General features: G+C 57.3%; 17 protein-coding genes and 1 tRNA gene. 16 read left to right on the forward strand and 2 right to left on the reverse strand.

All coding sequences use genetic code 11. From position 1 onward, the window contains the following. Positions 1-116 precede the first annotated feature (116 nt). From ACQQCD_RS11420 to ACQQCD_RS11460, 9 genes are all read left to right on the forward strand, one after another. A complete protein-coding gene (locus tag ACQQCD_RS11420; RefSeq protein WP_430268507.1) occupies positions 117-1,016 on the forward strand; it encodes a ParA family protein in 900 nt (299 codons plus the stop codon). Positions 1,017-1,032: 16 nt separating this feature from the next. After that, entirely contained in the window at positions 1,033-1,884 is an 852-nt protein-coding gene (locus ACQQCD_RS11425) for a segregation and condensation protein A (protein WP_430268508.1), read from the forward strand. Then, on the forward strand, positions 1,881-2,489 hold the full coding sequence (gene scpB / locus ACQQCD_RS11430; protein WP_430268509.1) for an SMC-Scp complex subunit ScpB: 609 nt from the start codon (positions 1,881-1,883) through the stop codon (positions 2,487-2,489). Before ACQQCD_RS11425 ends, scpB begins: the two co-directional genes overlap by 4 nt. Positions 2,490-2,584: 95 nt before the next feature. Next, entirely contained in the window at positions 2,585-3,784 is a 1,200-nt protein-coding gene (locus ACQQCD_RS11435; protein WP_430268510.1) for a pseudouridine synthase, read from the forward strand. 3 nt (positions 3,785-3,787) lie between these two features. Continuing rightward, positions 3,788-4,894 (forward strand): prephenate dehydrogenase, encoded by a 1,107-nt coding sequence (locus ACQQCD_RS11440; protein ID WP_430268511.1) that lies wholly within the window; start codon positions 3,788-3,790, stop codon positions 4,892-4,894. Next, a complete protein-coding gene (gene cmk / locus ACQQCD_RS11445) occupies positions 4,891-5,604 on the forward strand; it encodes a (d)CMP kinase (protein ID WP_430268512.1) in 714 nt (237 codons plus the stop codon). The genes ACQQCD_RS11440 and cmk overlap by 4 nt, the downstream gene beginning before the upstream one ends. A 55-nt stretch (positions 5,605-5,659) precedes the next feature. Beyond that, on the forward strand, positions 5,660-6,337 hold the full coding sequence (locus ACQQCD_RS11450) for a lysophospholipid acyltransferase family protein (RefSeq protein ID WP_430268568.1): 678 nt from the start codon (positions 5,660-5,662) through the stop codon (positions 6,335-6,337). A 10-nt stretch (positions 6,338-6,347) separates the two neighbouring features. After that, positions 6,348-7,895, forward strand: coding sequence for a ribosome biogenesis GTPase Der (der, locus tag ACQQCD_RS11455; RefSeq protein WP_430268513.1), 1,548 nt, complete (start codon positions 6,348-6,350; stop codon positions 7,893-7,895). A gap of 178 nt (positions 7,896-8,073) precedes the next feature. Next, a tRNA-Pro gene (locus tag ACQQCD_RS11460) sits at positions 8,074-8,150 on the forward strand. A gap of 111 nt (positions 8,151-8,261) precedes the next feature. Here ACQQCD_RS11460 and ACQQCD_RS11465 read toward each other — a convergent pair. Continuing rightward, complete coding sequence (locus tag ACQQCD_RS11465) at positions 8,262-8,981, reverse strand: hypothetical protein (RefSeq protein WP_430268514.1); 720 nt, start codon at positions 8,979-8,981, stop codon at positions 8,262-8,264. A 108-nt stretch (positions 8,982-9,089) separates the two neighbouring features. On the opposite strand from ACQQCD_RS11465, the gene gcvH reads away from it, so the two are divergent. From gcvH to ACQQCD_RS11490, 5 genes are all read left to right on the forward strand, one after another. Continuing rightward, the gene (gene gcvH / locus ACQQCD_RS11470) at positions 9,090-9,476 is read left to right on the forward strand and encodes a glycine cleavage system protein GcvH (protein ID WP_430268515.1); all 387 of its coding nucleotides are present in this window, start codon (positions 9,090-9,092) and stop codon (positions 9,474-9,476) included. Positions 9,477-9,552: 76 nt separating this feature from the next. Continuing rightward, the gene (locus ACQQCD_RS11475) at positions 9,553-10,035 is read left to right on the forward strand and encodes an FHA domain-containing protein (protein WP_430268516.1); all 483 of its coding nucleotides are present in this window, start codon (positions 9,553-9,555) and stop codon (positions 10,033-10,035) included. Between the two features lie 26 nt (positions 10,036-10,061). After that, entirely contained in the window at positions 10,062-10,784 is a 723-nt protein-coding gene (locus ACQQCD_RS11480) for a MerR family transcriptional regulator (protein WP_430268517.1), read from the forward strand. Next, positions 10,784-11,296: a bifunctional nuclease family protein gene (locus ACQQCD_RS11485; RefSeq protein WP_430268518.1), complete on the forward strand. Its 513-nt coding sequence runs from the start codon at positions 10,784-10,786 to the stop codon at positions 11,294-11,296. The genes ACQQCD_RS11480 and ACQQCD_RS11485 overlap by 1 nt, the downstream gene beginning before the upstream one ends. Positions 11,297-11,547: 251 nt before the next feature. After that, complete coding sequence (locus tag ACQQCD_RS11490; RefSeq protein WP_430268519.1) at positions 11,548-12,141, forward strand: MerR family transcriptional regulator; 594 nt, start codon at positions 11,548-11,550, stop codon at positions 12,139-12,141. Between the two features lie 188 nt (positions 12,142-12,329). Here ACQQCD_RS11490 and ACQQCD_RS11495 read toward each other — a convergent pair whose 3' ends face one another. After that, positions 12,330-13,130, reverse strand: coding sequence for a ParA family protein (locus ACQQCD_RS11495; protein ID WP_430268520.1), 801 nt, complete (start codon positions 13,128-13,130; stop codon positions 12,330-12,332). Positions 13,131-13,431: 301 nt separating this feature from the next. On the opposite strand from ACQQCD_RS11495, the gene ACQQCD_RS11500 reads away from it, so the two are divergent. Both ACQQCD_RS11500 and ACQQCD_RS11505 read left to right on the forward strand, forming a co-directional pair. Then, complete coding sequence (locus tag ACQQCD_RS11500; RefSeq protein ID WP_430268521.1) at positions 13,432-16,833, forward strand: pyruvate carboxylase; 3,402 nt, start codon at positions 13,432-13,434, stop codon at positions 16,831-16,833. A 102-nt stretch (positions 16,834-16,935) separates the two neighbouring features. Continuing rightward, the gene (locus ACQQCD_RS11505) at positions 16,936-18,315 is read left to right on the forward strand and encodes a MinD/ParA family ATP-binding protein (RefSeq protein ID WP_430268522.1); all 1,380 of its coding nucleotides are present in this window, start codon (positions 16,936-16,938) and stop codon (positions 18,313-18,315) included. Positions 18,316-18,335 lie beyond the last annotated feature (20 nt).

The following is an 18,335-nucleotide window of genomic DNA, read 5'->3' on the forward strand; positions in this document are numbered from 1 at the left end:
AAGGCTCAAAACTCAAGAAAAGTCAAGGTCCGTGGATTACCGTGTCGTTAGCTGTAGCCTTGAAAGAAGACCAGTCAGAAGCTGACAACAAGATTCTCGAAAGTGTGGATAGATACGTGAGCAGCGAACAGGGTTCTGTAACTCTGGAAGGCACGGACTTGGACCCCGAAGACACCGTGATGGGGCCTACTGGGCGCCCACTGCGTGAATTCCCCGAACCCGCACCCTTGTCCTCTCATGGGCCGGCGCGAGTGATCGCCATGGTCAATCAAAAAGGTGGTGTTGGTAAAACCACGTCCACCATCAACCTTGCGGCCGCGCTCGCCGAACAAGGCCGGCGTGTATTACTCGTGGACTTTGACCCGCAGGGTGCCCTCTCCGCAGGCTTTGGCGCTAACCCGCATGAGCTGGACGTCACCGTTTACAACGTGTTGATGGACCGCAAAGTGGACATTCGTGACGCGATCCAAGCCACAGGTGTCGAAGGCTTGGACTTGCTGCCAGCCAACATCGATCTCTCGGCAGCCGAAGTTCAGCTGGTCAATGAAGTAGCACGTGAACAGGTTTTGGATCGTGCACTGAAAAAGGTTGAGGACGATTACGACGTTGTTCTCATTGACTGCCAGCCCTCTCTTGGTCTGCTGACCGTGAACGCTTTGACCGCGGCACACGGTGTGATCATCCCGCTGATTTGTGAGTTCTTTGCTCTTCGCGCTGTGGCACTCCTTGTGGAAACCATCGAGAAGGTACAGGACCGCTTGAACCCGGCACTGCAGATCGACGGTGTTTTGGCCACCATGTACGACGCTCGTACTTTGCACAGTCGCGAAGTTATTGGCCGGCTGGTTGAGGCGTTTGGTGACAAGGTCTTCGAGACGGTTATCAAGCGTTCCATCAAATTTGCTGACGCAACCGTTGCTGCTGAGCCGATCACAAGCTACGCCGGCAATCACCAGGGTGCTGACGCCTACCGTCGCCTAGCCAAAGAGCTGATCGCACGCGGTGGCGCTCCCTAAGTCCTCAAGCAGCTCTGTGCCTCAAGTTGGCGCCGCGAATCAAGCCAGTGCGGGAGGGCAAACCCGCACTGGCTTTGAAGTAAGACTCGGCAATTTCACCGGTCCCTTCGACTTGCTTTTGTCCCTGATTTCTAAACATGAGTTGGACATCACAGAGGTGGCTTTGGCCACAGTTACTGATGAATTTATTGCCTACATTCGTGCGCTTCAAGCCGCAGGTTCCGAATGGAAATTGGACGAGGCCAGCGAATTTTTAGTTATCGCTGCAACACTTCTGGACATCAAAGCTGCCCGTCTTTTGCCTGCCGGTGAGGTAGCGGATGATGAAGACGTTGCGCTCCTCGAAGCTCGCGACCTGCTCTTTGCTCGGCTGCTTCAATACCGGGCCTACAAGCATGCCGCCCAAGTAATAGGGGAGGCTCTTGCCGTTGAAGGGCTGCGGTTCCCTCGTCAGGCTGGACTCGAAGAGCGGTTTGCATCCCTTTTACCGGAATTGGTGTGGCGGCATTCACCGGAACAATTTGCTGCACTGGCCCAAGCGGCACTTGCTCCCAAGGAGCCGGAACCCACCGTGGTGGGCCTAGAACACCTACATTCCGCGCCCGTGAGTGTTGCCGAGCAGGCGGAATACGTGCTGGATCGCTTGCGGCAACAACAACGCATCAGCTTCGCGGACTTAGCGCAGAACGCAGTCAGTGGCGCCACGGTGGTGGCACGTTTCTTGGCGTTGCTGGAGTTGTTTCGGCAAAAGCTTGTGGCCTTTGACCAAAGTTCCCCGTTGGGCGAATTGACCATCAGCCTAGCTGCGGACGCTGAGGCAACTTCAGTGGGTGTGGATCATACGGAATTACAGGAGGTCGGCTGGTGAGTGTGGAACAAGCCGAGCTAGTGCGCGGCGGTGTTGAAGCGGTACTTATGGTGGTTGACCAGCCGGTCACCGCCTCAGAGCTCGCTGCAGCCCTCGAGGTGCCGGTCACCGAGGTTGAAACGGCCTTGGAGCAATTGCGTGAAGACTATAATGGGTATACTGAAAGTTCCTCGAATAACGCGGCCGGAATCGGTGGTGTGCGTCGAGGATTTGAATTGCGAAATCTTGCTGGCGGATGGCGAATCTATTCCCGTCCCGAGCATGCCGAAGTGGTATCTCGTTTTGTCCTAGACGGGCAAAGCACACGACTCACTCAGGCTGCACTAGAAACTCTCGCTGTGATTGCCTACCGGCAACCAGTAGCACGTGCAAGCGTCTCAGCAATTCGCGGAGTCAACGTTGACTCAGTCGTAAAGACCTTGCTGCAACGAGCACTGATTGAGGAATCCGGGGTTGATCCAGAGAGTGGTGCGCTTCTCTACCGGACTACCAGCTACTTCCTTGAACGCCTTGGCATCTCAGATGTTCAGGAGCTTCCGCAGCTCTCACCTCACCTTCCAGGATTGGAATCTTTAGGTGAGTTTTACGATTCCAGCCGGATCTGAGCATCAGATCCGGCAAAACACTACGAATTAACCATGCCGGAAACTAGGCTGTCGTTGGACAGTCTATAAACGGCGAAAAGAATATAGGACGGGTCATGACACAGTCGGGACGACAGGGTTCACCACGTAGCAACTCTGGATCAGGCAACCACTCAGCAGGCCGCTCAGGTAATACAGGCGGCGCAGGCCGCTCAGGAGGAGCGCCCCAGCGCGGTTCCTTCTCCAAGCCCACTCAGGGCTGGAACAATTCTCGAGGCGCAGCCGCTGGTGCCGGTAGCTCACGCGATGAAAACTTTGAAGCCCCTAAGGCTCGCCGGCCCAAGCCGGGTGTAGGCAAGCCAGGTTTCGCCAAGGATGGCCGGCCCAAGGCTGGCACCGGTCGCGGTGGCGCAGGACGCAACACTCCCATTCACAAGAATGCTTCAGGCCGGGGCCCCGCCCGTAGCGAAGGCGCCCAGGCTTTTGGTGACGAGCGCTTTGGACGGAACTTGGGTCCGGTAAAGCGCCCGCAGCGTTCTCGCCGCCCGCAGGTGGATGCCATTCACCCGGACATCCATGATGCTGACGGAATGCGCTTGCAAAAAATTATGGCTTCCGCTGGTGTGGCTTCACGGCGTGTGTGTGAAGAAATGATCGAAGATGGCCGCGTTGAGGTTGACGGTCAGATCGTCACAGAGTTGGGTCTCCGCGTAGATCCCAAGACCGCAGTGATCCACGTAGATGGCATCCGCATCCAGCTGGACGAGTCCATGATTTACATGGTGTTCAACAAGCCCAAGGGCGTTGTCTCCACCATGGAGGATCCTGAAGGCCGCCCTTGTGTGAGCGACTTCTTGAAGAACAGCAAGTCCCGCACTGAGCGTCTGTTCCATGTTGGGCGTTTGGACGTCGCCACCGAAGGTTTGCTGTTGCTGACCAACGACGGCGAACTCGCCAACCGCTTGACGCACCCTTCCTACGAGGTACCTAAAACCTATTTGGTTCAGGTCCGTGGCCCGTTCCCCCAGGGTGTGGGTGCACAGTTGCGCGATGGTGTGGAACTTGAAGATGGCTTTGCCCGTGTTGACTCGTTCAAATTGGTGGACTCCACCCCGGGACACGTGTTGATTGAAGTTGTTCTGCACTCGGGCAAAAACCGTATTGTGCGCCGTTTGTTTGACGCAGTTGGCTTCCCGGTCCAGCGATTGGTCCGCGTTAAGGTTGGCCCTATCGGTTTGGGCGATCAGCGTCAGGGCAGCATCCGCGTTATGGGTAAGCAGGAAGTTGGACACCTTCTGGCCTCTGTGGGGCTGTAAGGAATGGCGGGTGCATCGGCGCAACAGCGCGCGCATCTTGCTGGCCCCGTAGTTGTTCTGGGAACAGGACTGCTCGGCGCCAGTATTGGCCTTGGCCTTCGTAGCCGGGGTGTACCAGTTTTCCTTTTTGATCCCTCACCCACCCATCAAGCGGTTGCGGTTGACATTGGTGCGGGCAGACCGATCTCTGAGTTGGACTCTGCCCCCGAGCTAGTAGTGGTGGCTGCTCCGCCGGATGTCACGGTGGACGTTGTCCAGAAGGCGCTAGGGGACTACCCCGAGGCAATTGTTGTGGACATCGCCAGTGTTAAAGCTGGGATTGCCGCGGAGCTAGCTGATCGTGGGGTGGACTTGAGCCGCTATGTGGGCACCCACCCCATGGCTGGCCGCGAAAAGTCTGGCCCGGTAGCCGCACGTGGTGAGCTTTTCACCTCGATGCCGTGGGTTTTGTGCCCTGGTGGGCTGAGCTCTACTAAGGCGCTTGATACCGCACAGGCCCTCGCGACTGACCTTGGCGCCGTCGTGTCTGTTTTTGATCCTCAAGAACACGATGCTGCGGTGGCCTTGGTTTCCCACCTTCCTCAAGTGATGTCCTCTTTGGTGGCTAGCCGCCTGCAGGGGACGCCTGAGCATGCTTTGTCGCTGGCAGGGAATGGATTGCGGGACGTCACTCGAATTGCTGCAAGCGATCCAACTCTTTGGGTGCAAATTCTTGGCGGGAATTCCGGGCCGATGGGGGAGCTGCTCCGTGGTGTCCGGGAAGATTTGAACCGCCTCATTAACACCTTGGACGCTCCGAATGCGCCAGGTGCCAGACTCGATTTGGCACAGCTGATCAGCGAGGGAAACGCAGGTCAGGCAAGAATTCCTGGTAAGCACGGTGGCCCGGCCAAGTCTTATTCGTGGCTGACCATCCTTGTTGATGACAAGCCTGGGCAGATTGCGCAATTACTGACTGAGATTGGCCACATTGGGGTCAACGTCGAAGACTTGCGCTTGGATCATTCTTCTGGCCACAACGTGGGCATGGTTGAACTTTCGGTGCTGCCGAGCAAAGTCGAGCTTTTGAGCGAAGCGCTCGGTGACCGTGGATGGAGAGTATTGCAATGAGTAGCGTTGAGCAGAACACCGTGGAACCGCTCCGTCCGGGGCGGTCACTGTTGGTGGCGATTGATGGACCATCTGGTTCGGGCAAGTCCAGCGTCAGCAAGGAAATCGCTCGTCGACTGCATGTGGCCTATCTAGATACCGGTGCAATGTACCGTGCCTTGACTTGGTACTGCCTAGATCAGGGGCTTGACCTTGAAGACGCTGTGGCTGTGGAAGCTGCAGCCAAGGAATTGCCGTTGGACATCAGTACCAGCGCAGATGCTGAGTTTGTCCGCGTTGGCGGGATCGGTGTTGCTGAGGCAATCCGAGAGCCTCGAATTTCTGACGCAGTCAGTGCTGTGGCTACCACGCTGGGTGCCAGGACTGAGCTCATTCGCCGTCAGCGCGAGCTGATTACCGCGCACCACAACCGTATGGTTGTAGAAGGCCGGGACATCACTACCGTTGTGGCGCCTCAGGCAGACGTTCGGATGCTGCTCACCGCCTCGGAAGAAGCGCGGCTTCGCCGTCGCGGATTGCAGCTAGGCGGTCAGCAGGGTGCTGAAGAACTGGCTCGTCAAGTTACGGGCAGGGACGCCAAAGATTCAACGGTCGTCAATTTCACACTCGCCGCAGATGGTGTGGTGACCCTTGATTCTTCTGATCTGGACTTCGAGCAGACGGTGACGGCAGCCCTGAGCATTGTCAGTGAGGTCTTAGACCTTGACTAGCGTTGCGAGTGAAGCCGTTGTGCCACAGGCTTGGCGGCCGCGCTTAGCCCGGCCACTGGGCTGGTTTATCAATAATGTTCTCTACCGGACAGTGGTTTTGGGCAAGGAAAACATTCCTCAAGCCGGTCCGGTAGTTTTCGCTGCAAACCACATCAGCTTCCTTGACGGACCAGTTCTCTTTGCCGCAGCCTCACGCCCCATGCACGTGTTGATTAAGCAAGAAATGTTCAAGGGTGCGCTGGGTAGTTTCCTGCACGGCATCGGACAGCTGCCAGTTAATCGCAGCGGCGACCGGAAAGCACTACAGCGGGCCAAAAGCATCCTCGATCAGGGACGTAGCATCGGAATCTTGCCTGAAGGGACCCGCGGCGACGGAGCCGCAGCGTCGGTGAGCGGGGGAGTGGCGTGGTTAGCGCTGAACTCTGATGCCATCGTCGTTCCCGTAGCTATTTTGGGAACTCGCCACAGCGGTGAGGGCGTGAACCATGTACCGCGTTTTGGCCGGCGTGTGGTTGCTTCCTTTGGCGAGGGGCTGCGTGTTCAGCGCCAGCCGGGGGAGAGCGGCCGTGCTTCAATGGACAGGGCTGCGGAGAGTATCAGAGCGGCATTGGCTAACCACGTCAGTACGACGGCGATGCGCACCGGGGTGCCGCTGCCGGAAGTTCCGTTACGGGAACTTCAAAACAATATTTTGAATTCAACAACCAGCCGCTCCGCGGCGGACCACCACTAAGGACAGTGCAATGAGCGAATCCACTTCAAGCCGCGGAACGAACCGCGACGAGGACGAATACACGCCCACCGGTACCGACCAGGTGGCGGAAAACCTGGCCGCCCTGGACGACGAGGAAGCCGAAACGCGAGCTGCCTCGCTGCGCGCTGGATTGGCCGACTACGATCTCGACGACGAAGACGCGGCAATACTTGCCGGTATGGACGACGACGACTGGGAAGACGGACCGGCGAAACTGGATCCCGTGCTGGCTATCATCGGCCGACCGAACGTGGGCAAGTCCACCTTGGTCAACCGTATTCTTGGCCGACGCGAAGCCGTCGTTGAAGACGTTCCCGGTGTGACCCGGGACCGCGTGATGTACGCCGCCAACTGGAACGGCCGCAACTTTACAATTGTGGACACCGGTGGATGGGAACACGACGCTAAGGGTATCCATGCCCGCGTTGCCGAGCAGGCCGAAATGGCTGTAGAGCTCGCAGACGCTGTGCTCTTTGTAGTGGACTCCGCCGTTGGCGCCACGGCCACTGACGAGGGCGTAATGCGCATGCTGCGCAAGTCTAAAAAGCCGGTCATTTTGGTAGCCAACAAGGTAGACGACTTTGTGCAAGAAGCAGATTCGGCAGTCTTGTGGGGCTTGGGATTCGGTGAACCGCACCCCGTTTCTGCTTTGCACGGCCGTGGTGTTGCTGACCTTCTGGACAAGGTGATGGAAACTCTTCCCGAGTTCTCCGCCATTGACGGACCAGAACGTTCCGGCGGCCCGCGTCGTATCGCATTGATCGGCCGGCCAAACGTTGGCAAGTCTTCTTTGCTGAACAAGCTCGCAGGCTCTGAACGCGTTGTTGTTGATAACACCGCAGGCACCACACGTGACCCGGTTGATGAGTTTATTGAATTGGGCGGTAGGACCTGGAAGTTTGTGGACACCGCCGGTATCCGTCGTCGCCAGCACATGGCTCACGGCTCCGATTTCTACGCCTCCCTGCGCACGCAGTCAGCGTTGGAAAAAGCCGAGGTTGCTGTAGTGCTATTGGCAGTGGATGAAGTGCTCAGCGAGCAGGACGTACGTATTCTGCAGCTGGCCATCGAATCCGGCCGTGCCTTGGTCTTGGCCTTCAATAAGTGGGATCTGCTCGACGATGAACGACGCATCTACCTTGAGCGCGAAATCGAACAGGACTTGGCGCACGTTGCCTGGGCTCCGCGCGTGAACATTTCTGCCATGACTGGCTGGCACAAGGACCGTTTGGTGCCTGCCTTGGATCTAGCACTTGAGAGTTGGGACAAGCGCATCCCCACCGGACGATTAAATGCCTTCCTCGGTGAACTTGTAGCAGCCCACCCGCACCCGGTACGTGGTGGAAAGCAGCCGCGAATTCTCTTCGGCACGCAAGCCTCGAGCCGTCCGCCGAAGTTCGTGCTGTTCACCACTGGCTTCTTGGACCCGGGCTACCGTCGCTTTATTACTCGCCGATTGCGCGAGACATTTGGCTTCGATGGCACACCGATCGAAGTCAGCATGCGCGTTCGCGAAAAGCGCAGCCGCAAGAAGTAGTTTTAGCTCGGTAAATAGGCTAGTTGAACGGCTGGTTTGAGGCTTACGGCCCGGCGTCATTTTTTGATGCTGGGCCGTAGGAACCGAGGGGGGTTTCGATTTCTCATTAGACCTGCATTCGTATAAGCTAGTACGCGTTGCTTGAACGGCCGCGAACAGCGATAACGGTCAGGTAAGGCGGGCTGTAGCGCAGCTTGGTAGCGCACTTGACTGGGGGTCAAGGGGTCGCAGGTTCAAATCCTGTCAGCCCGACCAGCCAAAAGGTCCCGGAAACTTTTCAGTTTCCGGGACCTTTTGTTTTGGTTGTATGGGTCACTTAGTTTGGAATGCTCACCCCGGATGTCTTAGGGCCGAGCATTCCGTGCCCTAACGGACCTCGCCTTGGTCTTCCACAGTGCTCTGAGGCTGGCGGAGCGAATCGCGTTCTGACTCAGCCGCGCGTCGGCGTTCGGTTTCCGAAGCGATGTTGCGCTGGGCAATAACTTGCTGGCGCTCAGCTTCTTTGGCCTCTTCTGCTCTGCGCTTCTCAGAATCACGAACGTTTAGTTCTTGTGCGCGCTGTTCCGTTTTGAGGCGCTTAACGGTTCGGCGATTGCGGCGCCACGCGGTCCACAGAATCAACAGGATGACAAAGATGACCGCTGCAGCGATTGCAGAGATGGTGGTCCAGGTTGAGAAGAATCCGGCGTCAATGCTAAGTGTGCGTTGACCAGCGTGCGCTGATTCGGAAGAACCAATAAGAATCCCGGCGGTTAGGAGATTTGGAGTGGCAATGGCTACAGCAATTAGGACAATCACAAACTTCCATGGCCAAGACACCCGCTTGTTGGTTGCTTGCCAAGCAACCAACAGCGGCACAAAGGTAAAAACAAATCCATAGAATACGCCTACCAGGATGCTGGCTCCTAGATCACGCTTGATCTGGCCCGCGATCGTGTCCGCCCACCAGCGAGGCAAAATGGCGGCGAGGATGAAGTAGGCAACCACGGCGATGGCTATGGCCACCACAATGAGGACAAGTTTGGCAACCCAGTTGCCTCTTTTTCGTTCGGTGGCAGTAGTTTGCACTGTTGCTTCTTTGCTCATGACCACATCATCTCAGAGGACCGCCCTTTACCCGGTCAATTGTGCCTATACTTTGTGCGATGGTGACTACGCCATTAATGCTGCTGACATCCTGACGAAAGGCATCCGATGAGCAACATCCCCGCAGATCTTTCCTACACCGCTGAGCACGAATGGGTCTCCGCTGCTGACGAGAATGGTGTTGTTCGCGTTGGTATCACCGATTTCGCACAAGATGCCTTGGGTGACGTTGTGTACGCGCAGATGCCTGAGGTCGGCGCCACGCTCACCGCAAACGACGTTGTGGGTGAAGTGGAATCCACGAAGAGTGTCAGCGACATCTACGCACCAGTGGCCGGTGAAGTGGTTGCTCGTAACGAGTCTCTGGACACTGATCCTGCCCTGATCAACTCGGACCCTTATGGTGAGGGATGGTTGTTCGAAGTCAAGGTCACTGATGCGGACGTAGCATCGTCCCTGCTCAGTGCTTCGGAGTACGAACAACAGGTAGGCTAGTTTCTAGGCGGGGAGCCCGCCTAGAAATACAGCACTCATGCTGGATAACTCCAGTCAAGCGATAGAGGAGATACCCATGGCCGGGGATGAGCGGAACCACACCCAGAACGGACTGAGTGCCGACCGTGAGAAGTTGAACGCCTCCGAGACCACCTCGATTCAACTGGCACCTCTTCTTGGCGCACCCAGTGCAGCTCCTAAACTCAGCGCCGAGGAAGTTTCTTCCGTTGACGCGCTTCCGGCGGGTTCGGCTCTCCTGATCGCACACTCGGGCCCGAATGCTGGTGCGCGGTTCCTTCTAGACACTGACGTCACTACGGCGGGCCGTCACCCAGAGGCAGACATCTTTCTCGACGACGTCACAGTTTCGCGTCGGCATGTTGAGTTCCGCCGCACCGCTAACAGCTTTGAAGTGGTTGACACCGGAAGCCTCAACGGCACCTACGTCAACCATGACCGCGTTGACCGTTTGGTGCTCAAAAGCGGCAACGAGGTCCAGATCGGCAAGTTCCGCCTGACGTTCTACCTGAGCCAGGCGCCAGCGCCCGGCAACGTTTAGTTCAAAGAGTCGGTAGTTAGGCATAAGTGGTACTTGCACACGCTGAACACTCAGGACCGCGTGTCCTGAACATCGGTGAAGTTTTGGCTCAGTTGAGCGACGACTTCCCAACTATGACCGCGTCCAAAATTCGGTTCCTCGAGGAAAAAGGGTTAATTACCCCGAATCGGACGCCGGCTGGCTACAGACAGTATTCGGAGAACGACGTTGAGCGATTGCGTTTTGTGCTTTCGCTTCAGCGCGACCAGTATCTGCCTTTGAAGGTCATCAAGGACTACCTTGACGCCATTGACAGAGGCGAACGGCCAGAGAATCTTCCACCTGGCGTAAAGGTCTCACCTCGGATTGTCTCGGACGAATTCGCTGCCGAGATGACAGGTAGGGTGCGCGCCCTGACTGAGGAGCAACTCCGGACCGAATCCGGGGCCAGTGTTCCGCTCTTACAGTCCTTGTTAAGTTTCGGACTCATTCAGCACAGCAATGGCCGCTTTGATGAGCATGCACTCCAGGTGGCCAAAGCCTGTGTGCAATTAGAGAGCCATGGCTTGGAACCGCGCCACTTGCGTCCCTTCCAAGCCGCAGCGGAGCGTGAATTCGGATTGGTAGAGCGTGCCGTCTCTCCGCTCTCCTCGCGCCGAGATGCAGCCTCCCAGGCTCGCGCCGCTGAGGCTGCGCGTGAGATCAGCGAACTCTGCTTGACCTTGCACCGTGCTCTTGTGCAGGATCGCATCGCCCGCATGGACTCCTGATGATTGAAGTGGAGCTTGTGGGAGTTCGCATTGAACTGCCATCCAATCAACCGCTAGTCCTTTTGCGGGAGATCGGGGGAGACCGCCACATTCCGATTTGGATTGGAACACCAGAGGCGAGTGCCATTGCCCTTGCACAGCAGGGAATAATCCCGCCGCGTCCCATGACGCATGACCTGATGGTGGACGCTATCCACGCACTCGGACATTCGATAGCGCGCGTCAATATTGTGGCCGTTGAAGACAACGTCTTTTTTGGGCAAATACAGTTCGACGACGGCACAACAGTTAACTCGCGGGCGTCAGACGCCTTGGCTTTGGCACTTCGGGCGCATTGCCGTATTTGGTGCGCGGAGCAAGTTGTTGACGAAGCTGGGGTCCGAATCGCGGACAATGGCGACAGCGAAGACGGTAGCGACGCTGTGGAAGCCACGACCGTGGACGAAGAGCGTGAATTGCGGCGCTTCAGGGAGTTCCTAGACGACGTAGAACCGGAAGATTTCCAAGGCTAATGTCACGTTAAGGTTAAAGTTGAGGCTGAAAGTTCCGACACGGCGCGAAATTGCCTCGAACGTCTTTGACCTAAGGGCTGCACGGCTCTAACGTCGAAGTATCAGTTCCCATTGCATCCTGCGGCCCACCGGGTCACACTGGAGGGTAGACGGTCGTTGAAATTACACGACTGAGTTTTTGTAGCACCAGCTATAGAACCGTTCAGCAGGGATGCAACTCCCCCTGGGAGCTTTAGTCGAGGAGGGTTTACGTGAGTCCAATGGGCGAAGCTGGCGAGCTAAAGCGCGCCACAACGGGCAGCAATGCCCTTCCTGCCGGAGCGCAGGGCCTGCTGTTCACCGAGGACCTTCCCGTGTTGGACGAGGACGCTGGCTACCGTGGCCCGACGGCGTGCAAAGCCGCAGGTATTACCTACCGTCAGCTGGACTACTGGGCTCGCACCGGATTGGTAGAACCTGCCGTTCGCGGCGCAGCCGGCTCGGGGTCGCAAAGACTCTATAGCTTCCGTGACATTTTGGTACTCAAGGTGGTTAAGCGCCTTTTGGACACTGGGGTATCCCTGCAGCAAATCCGCACTGCCGTGGAGCATTTGCGTGAACGCGGCGTTGAAGACCTCGCTCAAATTACGTTGATGAGTGACGGCGCGAGCGTCTATGAGTGCACTTCCGCAGACGAGGTTATTGACTTGGTTCAGGGTGGCCAGGGCGTATTTGGTATCGCCGTTGGGCGCGTTTGGCGTGAGGTTGAAGGCAGCTTGGCACTTCTGCCTAGCGAGCACGCTGTTGACCAGTCGTTCCCGGATGACGAGCTCAGCAAGCGCCGCGCAGCACGTAAAGTCAGTTAGTCTCAGCAACATTTCAGGCCACCCTCTAGTGGCTCAGGATTCCCGTTTTATACCTTGGGTTTGATGGCACAAGAGGTAGAAACGGGAATTTTTTTGCGTCCACAGAGGCGCCAAGAAGGCACGTTCAAAACCTAGCGTCGAGCCAAGACTGCTTCAGGAAACAGGTCCAAGTCCAGCTGGTCTAGTTATTAGCGGCGTGTTTGTTTGCCCTGTTTGCGGACAGCAGCCAGCAGCTCGTCGAAGAGGGCAGCGCTGCTGCGGGCGGATTCGCCGGGCCAGTGGTGCACGGAGTGTGCGGCGCCTTGGATCTGTTGCCAGTTAGCTTGCTCCGGGATGTAGGGCTCCAGCATCAGCGGTCCGAACATGGAACGCATTTCATCAAGCCGGTAGGCGTGTTCGCTCGAGGTGCTCCGGACGCGGTTGGCAACAATTCCGGCAGCAGTGAGCGAGGGGGCAAACTCGCGCTTGAACAATTCAATGGCGCGCATGGTGCGCTCAGTGCCGGCTACCGAGAACAATCCTGGTTCGGCCACCAGAACCACGTTGTCGCTTGCGGTCCACGCCATCCGGGTGAGCCCGTTCAGTGACGGTGGGCAGTCGATCAGGACCAATTGGTACTGATCCACCCCGGCAAGGACGTTGGCGAGCCGGCGAAGGTCCCTCTTTCCCAAGTCGGGCCGATCGTAAATGCCGGTAAATGCTGAACCAACGGCTACGTCTAATGTTCCGCCGGCAGTGTTTCTTTGGTGTGTTGTCCAAGCGCTCGGGACTACATTTTCAGACAAGTGCGCACGCCGGGGTGCCTTGAGCATTCGGCCGATGTCTAATGAGCCGGTGGGAGCGCCGAGAGCCGTTGAGGAATCGCCATGGGGATCCAAATCAATCACCAGAGTGCGTACACCGGCGGCGAGGGCGGAGGAAGCGAGCCCTGTGGTGACCGACGTCTTACCGACGCCGCCCTTGAGACTGCTGATACTTACAACTTGCACTGGTAGATCAAAACCTCACGCTGTTGCTGAATTTCCGCCGAGGGACGCAGACTGACTAGTCAGTGTCCCCATCCATCATATGTTGTGGTGCGGGGGGATTTGGTCCACTTTTCTGGCACGCGGGCAGACTCGTCCAAGAACTAGGCGCCATTGCGGCCACGGTTGGCGCAGCCGATGAACTAGGGTCAGGACACCAAAATCGCATAAACTGTAATACCGATCACACTAGCTTGTGTTCGCTATTGGGCGTGAAACAAACTGTGAGCAACCGTCTCACTACCCGCGAGGATGCAGGAGCAGCATGTTTTCCAAAATTTTGGTGGCCAACCGTGGCGAGATTGCTATCCGTGCCTTCCGGGCTGGATATGAACTCGGTGCTAAAACCGTTGCTGTTTTCCCTCAAGAAGATCGCAACTCGATCCACCGTCAAAAGGCTGACGAAGCGTACTTGATTGGTGAAGAAGGCCATCCGGTGAGGGCTTACCTGGACGTGGATGAGATTGTCCGGGTTGCTAAGGAAGCCGGAGCAGACGCCATTTACCCCGGCTACGGCTTTTTGTCTGAAAATCCTGATCTGGCCCGTGCTGCCAAAGCCGCGGGGATCACTTTTGTGGGTCCGCCAGCAGAGGTATTAGAACTTGCTGGCAACAAGGTTGCTGCTCTCGCTGCGGCGCGCAAGGCCGGTGTGCCGGTGCTCAATTCAAGCAAGCCGTCCAAAGACGTGGATGAGTTGATTGCTGCAGCGGATGAGATTGGGTTCCCCATTTTCGCTAAAGCCGTTGCCGGCGGCGGTGGACGTGGCATGCGTCGCGTGGACACTCGTGAGGAATTGCCTGAGGCACTTCATGCGGCCATGCGTGAAGCTGATTCGGCTTTCGGTGACCCCACCATGTTCTTGGAGCAGGCGGTTCTGCGGCCACGCCATATTGAGGTCCAGATTTTGGCTGATGGTGAAGGCAACGTTATTCACCTCTTTGAACGTGATTGTTCACTCCAGCGCCGTCACCAAAAAGTGGTTGAGATTGCTCCGGCCCCCAACCTCGATGAAAACATCCGCCAGGCGTTGTACCGGGACGCAATCAAGTTTGCGAAGGCCCTGAACTATGTAAACGCGGGAACCGTTGAGTTCCTTGTGGACACTGTTGGTGAGCGCGCTGGACAGCACGTATTTATCGAAATGAACCCTCGAATCCAGGTAGAGCACACCGTCACTGAAGAAGTGACGGACGTGGACCTGGTACAGGCTCAGATGCGCATCGCCTCGGGACAGACCTTGGCTGATCTTGGATTGTCTCAAGACACGGTCCAGCTCAAGGGAGCAGCGCTTCAGTGCCGTATCACCACTGAGGATCCGGCTAATGGATTCCGTCCTGACGTGGGAAAGATTACCGGCTACCGTTCAGCAGGTGGCGCTGGTGTAAGGCTCGACGGCGGAACTGTCTACTCTGGTGCCGAGATCAGCCCGCACTTTGATTCAATGTTGGTCAAACTAACGTGCCGTGGCCGTGATTACCCCGCAGCCGTGGCTCGCGCCCGGCGAGCCTTGGCTGAGTTCCGTATTCGTGGGGTCTCCACCAACATCGCTTTCCTCCAGGCGGTGCTCGAAGATCCAGAGTTTATTGCCGGCAACGTGGCCACTTCCTTTATTGACGAGCGTCCTGAACTGCTCAAAGCCCGTGGCTCAGCAGATCGAGGCACCAAACTATTAACCTGGCTCGCCGAAGTTACTGTTAATAAACCCAATGGCGAACCGACTGTGACTCACGGTCCAGCCCGCAAGTTACCTGAGCGTGGAAACACCAGCGGGGAACTTCCCTCAGGTTCACGCCAGCGTCTCGCCGAGCTAGGGCCGGAAGGATTCGCCAAGGCGCTACGCGAGCAACAGGCCGTGGCCGTCACCGACACAACGTTTCGAGACGCCCACCAGTCACTTCTCGCTACTCGGGTACGTACCAAGGACCTGGTTGCTGCAGGACCGGCAGTTTCCCAATTGCTACCTGAACTATTTTCAGTTGAAGCGTGGGGTGGTGCCACTTACGACGTCGCCCTGAGGTTCTTGGGTGAAGACCCCTGGGATCGGTTGGCCGCGCTGCGGAAGGCCATGCCCAACATTTGTCTTCAAATGCTCCTGCGTGGACGTAACACCGTCGGCTACACCCCCTATCCCACTGAAGTTACTGAAGCCTTTGTGGCGGAAGCCGCAGCTACCGGCATTGACGTTTTCCGTATTTTCGATGCGCTCAATGACGTGAATCAGATGGCCCCCGCTATCAGCGCTGTTCGCGCAACGGGCACAGCAGTCGCCGAAGTAGCGTTGTGCTACACAGGCGACCTTCTGGACCCGGCCGAGGACCTCTACACCTTGGATTACTATCTTGATTTGGCGCAGCGGATTGTTGATGCTGGTGCTCACATCTTGGCGATCAAGGACATGGCGGGGCTCCTCCGTCCGGCGGCGGCAGCCAAGCTGGTCACGGCTCTACGCGAGCGTTTTGACCTCCCGGTTCATTTGCACACGCACGATACCGCTGGCGGTCAGCTAGCTACGTTGATGGCAGCCATTAACGCTGGCGTAGATGCGGTTGACGTTGCCTCGGCCGCGTTGGCCGGGACAACGAGCCAGCCGGCCATGTCTGCACTCGTGGCCGCCTTGGCGCACACTGAGCGCGACACCGGCTTGAGCTTAAGCAACGTTGGCGCACTTGAACCCTATTGGGAAGCGGTTCGCAAGGTTTATGCTCCGTTTGAATCCGGGCTGGCGGCACCAACTGGGCGGGTGTACCAGCATGAAATTCCTGGCGGCCAGCTCTCTAACCTTCGCCAGCAAGCAATTGCCTTAGGACTGGGTGAACGCTTCGAAGCAATCGAGGACATGTACACGGCTGCAGACCGTATTCTGGGCCGTCTTGTGAAGGTCACACCGTCCTCGAAAGTAGTGGGAGACCTTGCCCTGCACTTGGTCGGTCTCAACGCTGACCCGGCTGACTTTGAAGAGAACCCGCAGAAATTTGATATTCCTGACTCGGTCATTGGCTTTCTCTCTGGCGAATTGGGCGATCCGCCAGGCGGCTGGCCGGAACCATTCCGCACCAAGGCTCTGCAGGGCAGAAGTATCAAGGTACGGGACGTTGAGCTCAGTACCGAGGACAGCGAATCGTTGAGCCAAGATTCGGCAACTCGACGCAGTACGCTGAACCGGTTGCTCTTTGCTGGCCCCACTCAGGACTACAACAAGAGCCGCGAACAGTACGGCAACTTGTCAGTGCTGGACACTCGTGATTACTTGTACGGGTTGCAGCACGGCGAAGAGCACGTGATCGAGCTCGAGAAAGGCGTTCGGCTGATCGCCTCCCTAGAGGCCGTCTCCGAGCCGGATGAGAAGGGCATGCGCACCGTCATGACCACGCTCAATGGTCAATCGCGCCCAGTTGTAGTGAGGGATAAATCAGTGGTCAGCAACGTCAAGACGGCCGAGAAAGCCGATACCTCCATTGCAGGTCATTTGGCAGCGCCGTTTGCTGGTGCTGTCACTCTGGCCGTCAAGGTAGGCGATGAGCTCAAGGCCGGCGATACGGTTGCCACTATTGAAGCCATGAAGATGGAAGCATCCATCACCACGCCGATTGCCGGTACCGTGAGCCGTCTTGCAGTGGGGCCAGTGGAACAAGTTCAAGGCGGTGACCTACTTCTCGTTGTGGAGTAGGGCTGGTTCGGCCGCTATGGGGCATTGGGGCGATAAGCTGAATCTGAATGAAAGCTGTGGATACGCCATGCCATTTGCAGCAGTCAACACCAGGTTGGAGACATGACTCAGAAAAGCACGCCCACCCAGGGCACAGATCCTTCGGCGCAAGAAGTATCGGCAGAGGATGGTTCTGGAGAGTTCGTCGCCGAATTCGAAGGCTCCGAAGCGGCAGAAGCCGAGGACTCCTTCGCAGAAGAAAGCGGAGTAGAAGAAGGCGAGCCAGCAGAAAACGGCGTTGAAGAGGCCGAGCCAGAAGCTACAGCGGAAATCCGTGCCGCTACGGTTGTTGACCCGGCCACTATCCCGGGTATCCCCGCTGTTCCTCCTGCGGGGATGGTGACTGCCGGTGTCGGCATAGTTGGCGCCCAGACTCAGTGGAAGCCCAACGGTGCGCCACTGAGCACGGAACCAGCGCCTGAAAAGGTGAAGGTCGAAGAGGAGCTCAGCAATGAGCGCAACGCCGTGGACATTGGGGCCCCGGGCGTCAGCGAGCGTCGCACCAAGGCCGCTGGTCCTGAAGCTGCCTCGTCGCTAACGGCAGACCGGCTATTGGAGAAAACAGCTGCTGCACCAGTATCTGGTTGGCGCCGGTGGCTCTACCAAGCGACCTTTGGCTTCGTAAATTTGGGAGACTCGGACAGGGTTCGAATCCAGCGTGTTCTTGAGCACCGCATCGCAGTGCGGTTAGGCGAGCAAACTCGATATGTTCCTGTGCTCTCACGCAAGGGTGGTGTTGGTAAAACAACCGTAACCACACTCTTGGGTATGGTGCTGGCAGATCTACGTGAAGACCGTGTGATCGCCATGGACGCTAACCCGGACCGCGGTACTCTATCAGACCGCTCACCAGGCCGTGCGGACTTCACGGCTCGTCACTTGGTAAAAGAGCGCTTCAACGTAAATTCTTTTACTCAGCTCTCCAACTACACCGCGCGCGAAGGCTCACGTTTGGACGTGCTCGCCTCTGACACGGATCCCACCGTGGCACACGCCTTCGACGACGCCGACTACCGTGCCGTTACTGACATCTTGGGCCGCTACTACTCTATTGTTCTCACCGATTCTGGTACCGGAATGGTTCACTCGGTGATGAAAGGCACGCTAGAAAAGGCCGACGCCGTTGTGTTGGTTTCCGGTGGCAGCGTTGACGAAGCACGGCTCGCCTCGGAGACGCTGTCGTGGCTAGAAGCACACGGCAGGGAAGACCTGGTCCGCAAGGCGACAGTGGTGATCAACATGTCCGCAGGCGTTGGCACCCGGGTGAATGTCAACGAGATTGAGGATCACTTCCGCTCCCGTGTGAAGAACGTAGTGCGCATTCCCTACGACAAACATTTGGCGGAAGGCTCGCGTATTGAGTTGGCTAAGCTTGCGCCAGCTACCCGAAGCGCAGCTGTTGAGCTTGCGGCTCTTGTGGTTGACGAACTCGTCGACGACTAGAAAGTCCGTCTGATAGGAGC

It is taken from the genome of Pseudarthrobacter sp. J1763, assembly GCF_050490295.1.
Lineage (GTDB): Bacteria > Actinomycetota > Actinomycetes > Actinomycetales > Micrococcaceae > JBNPEO01.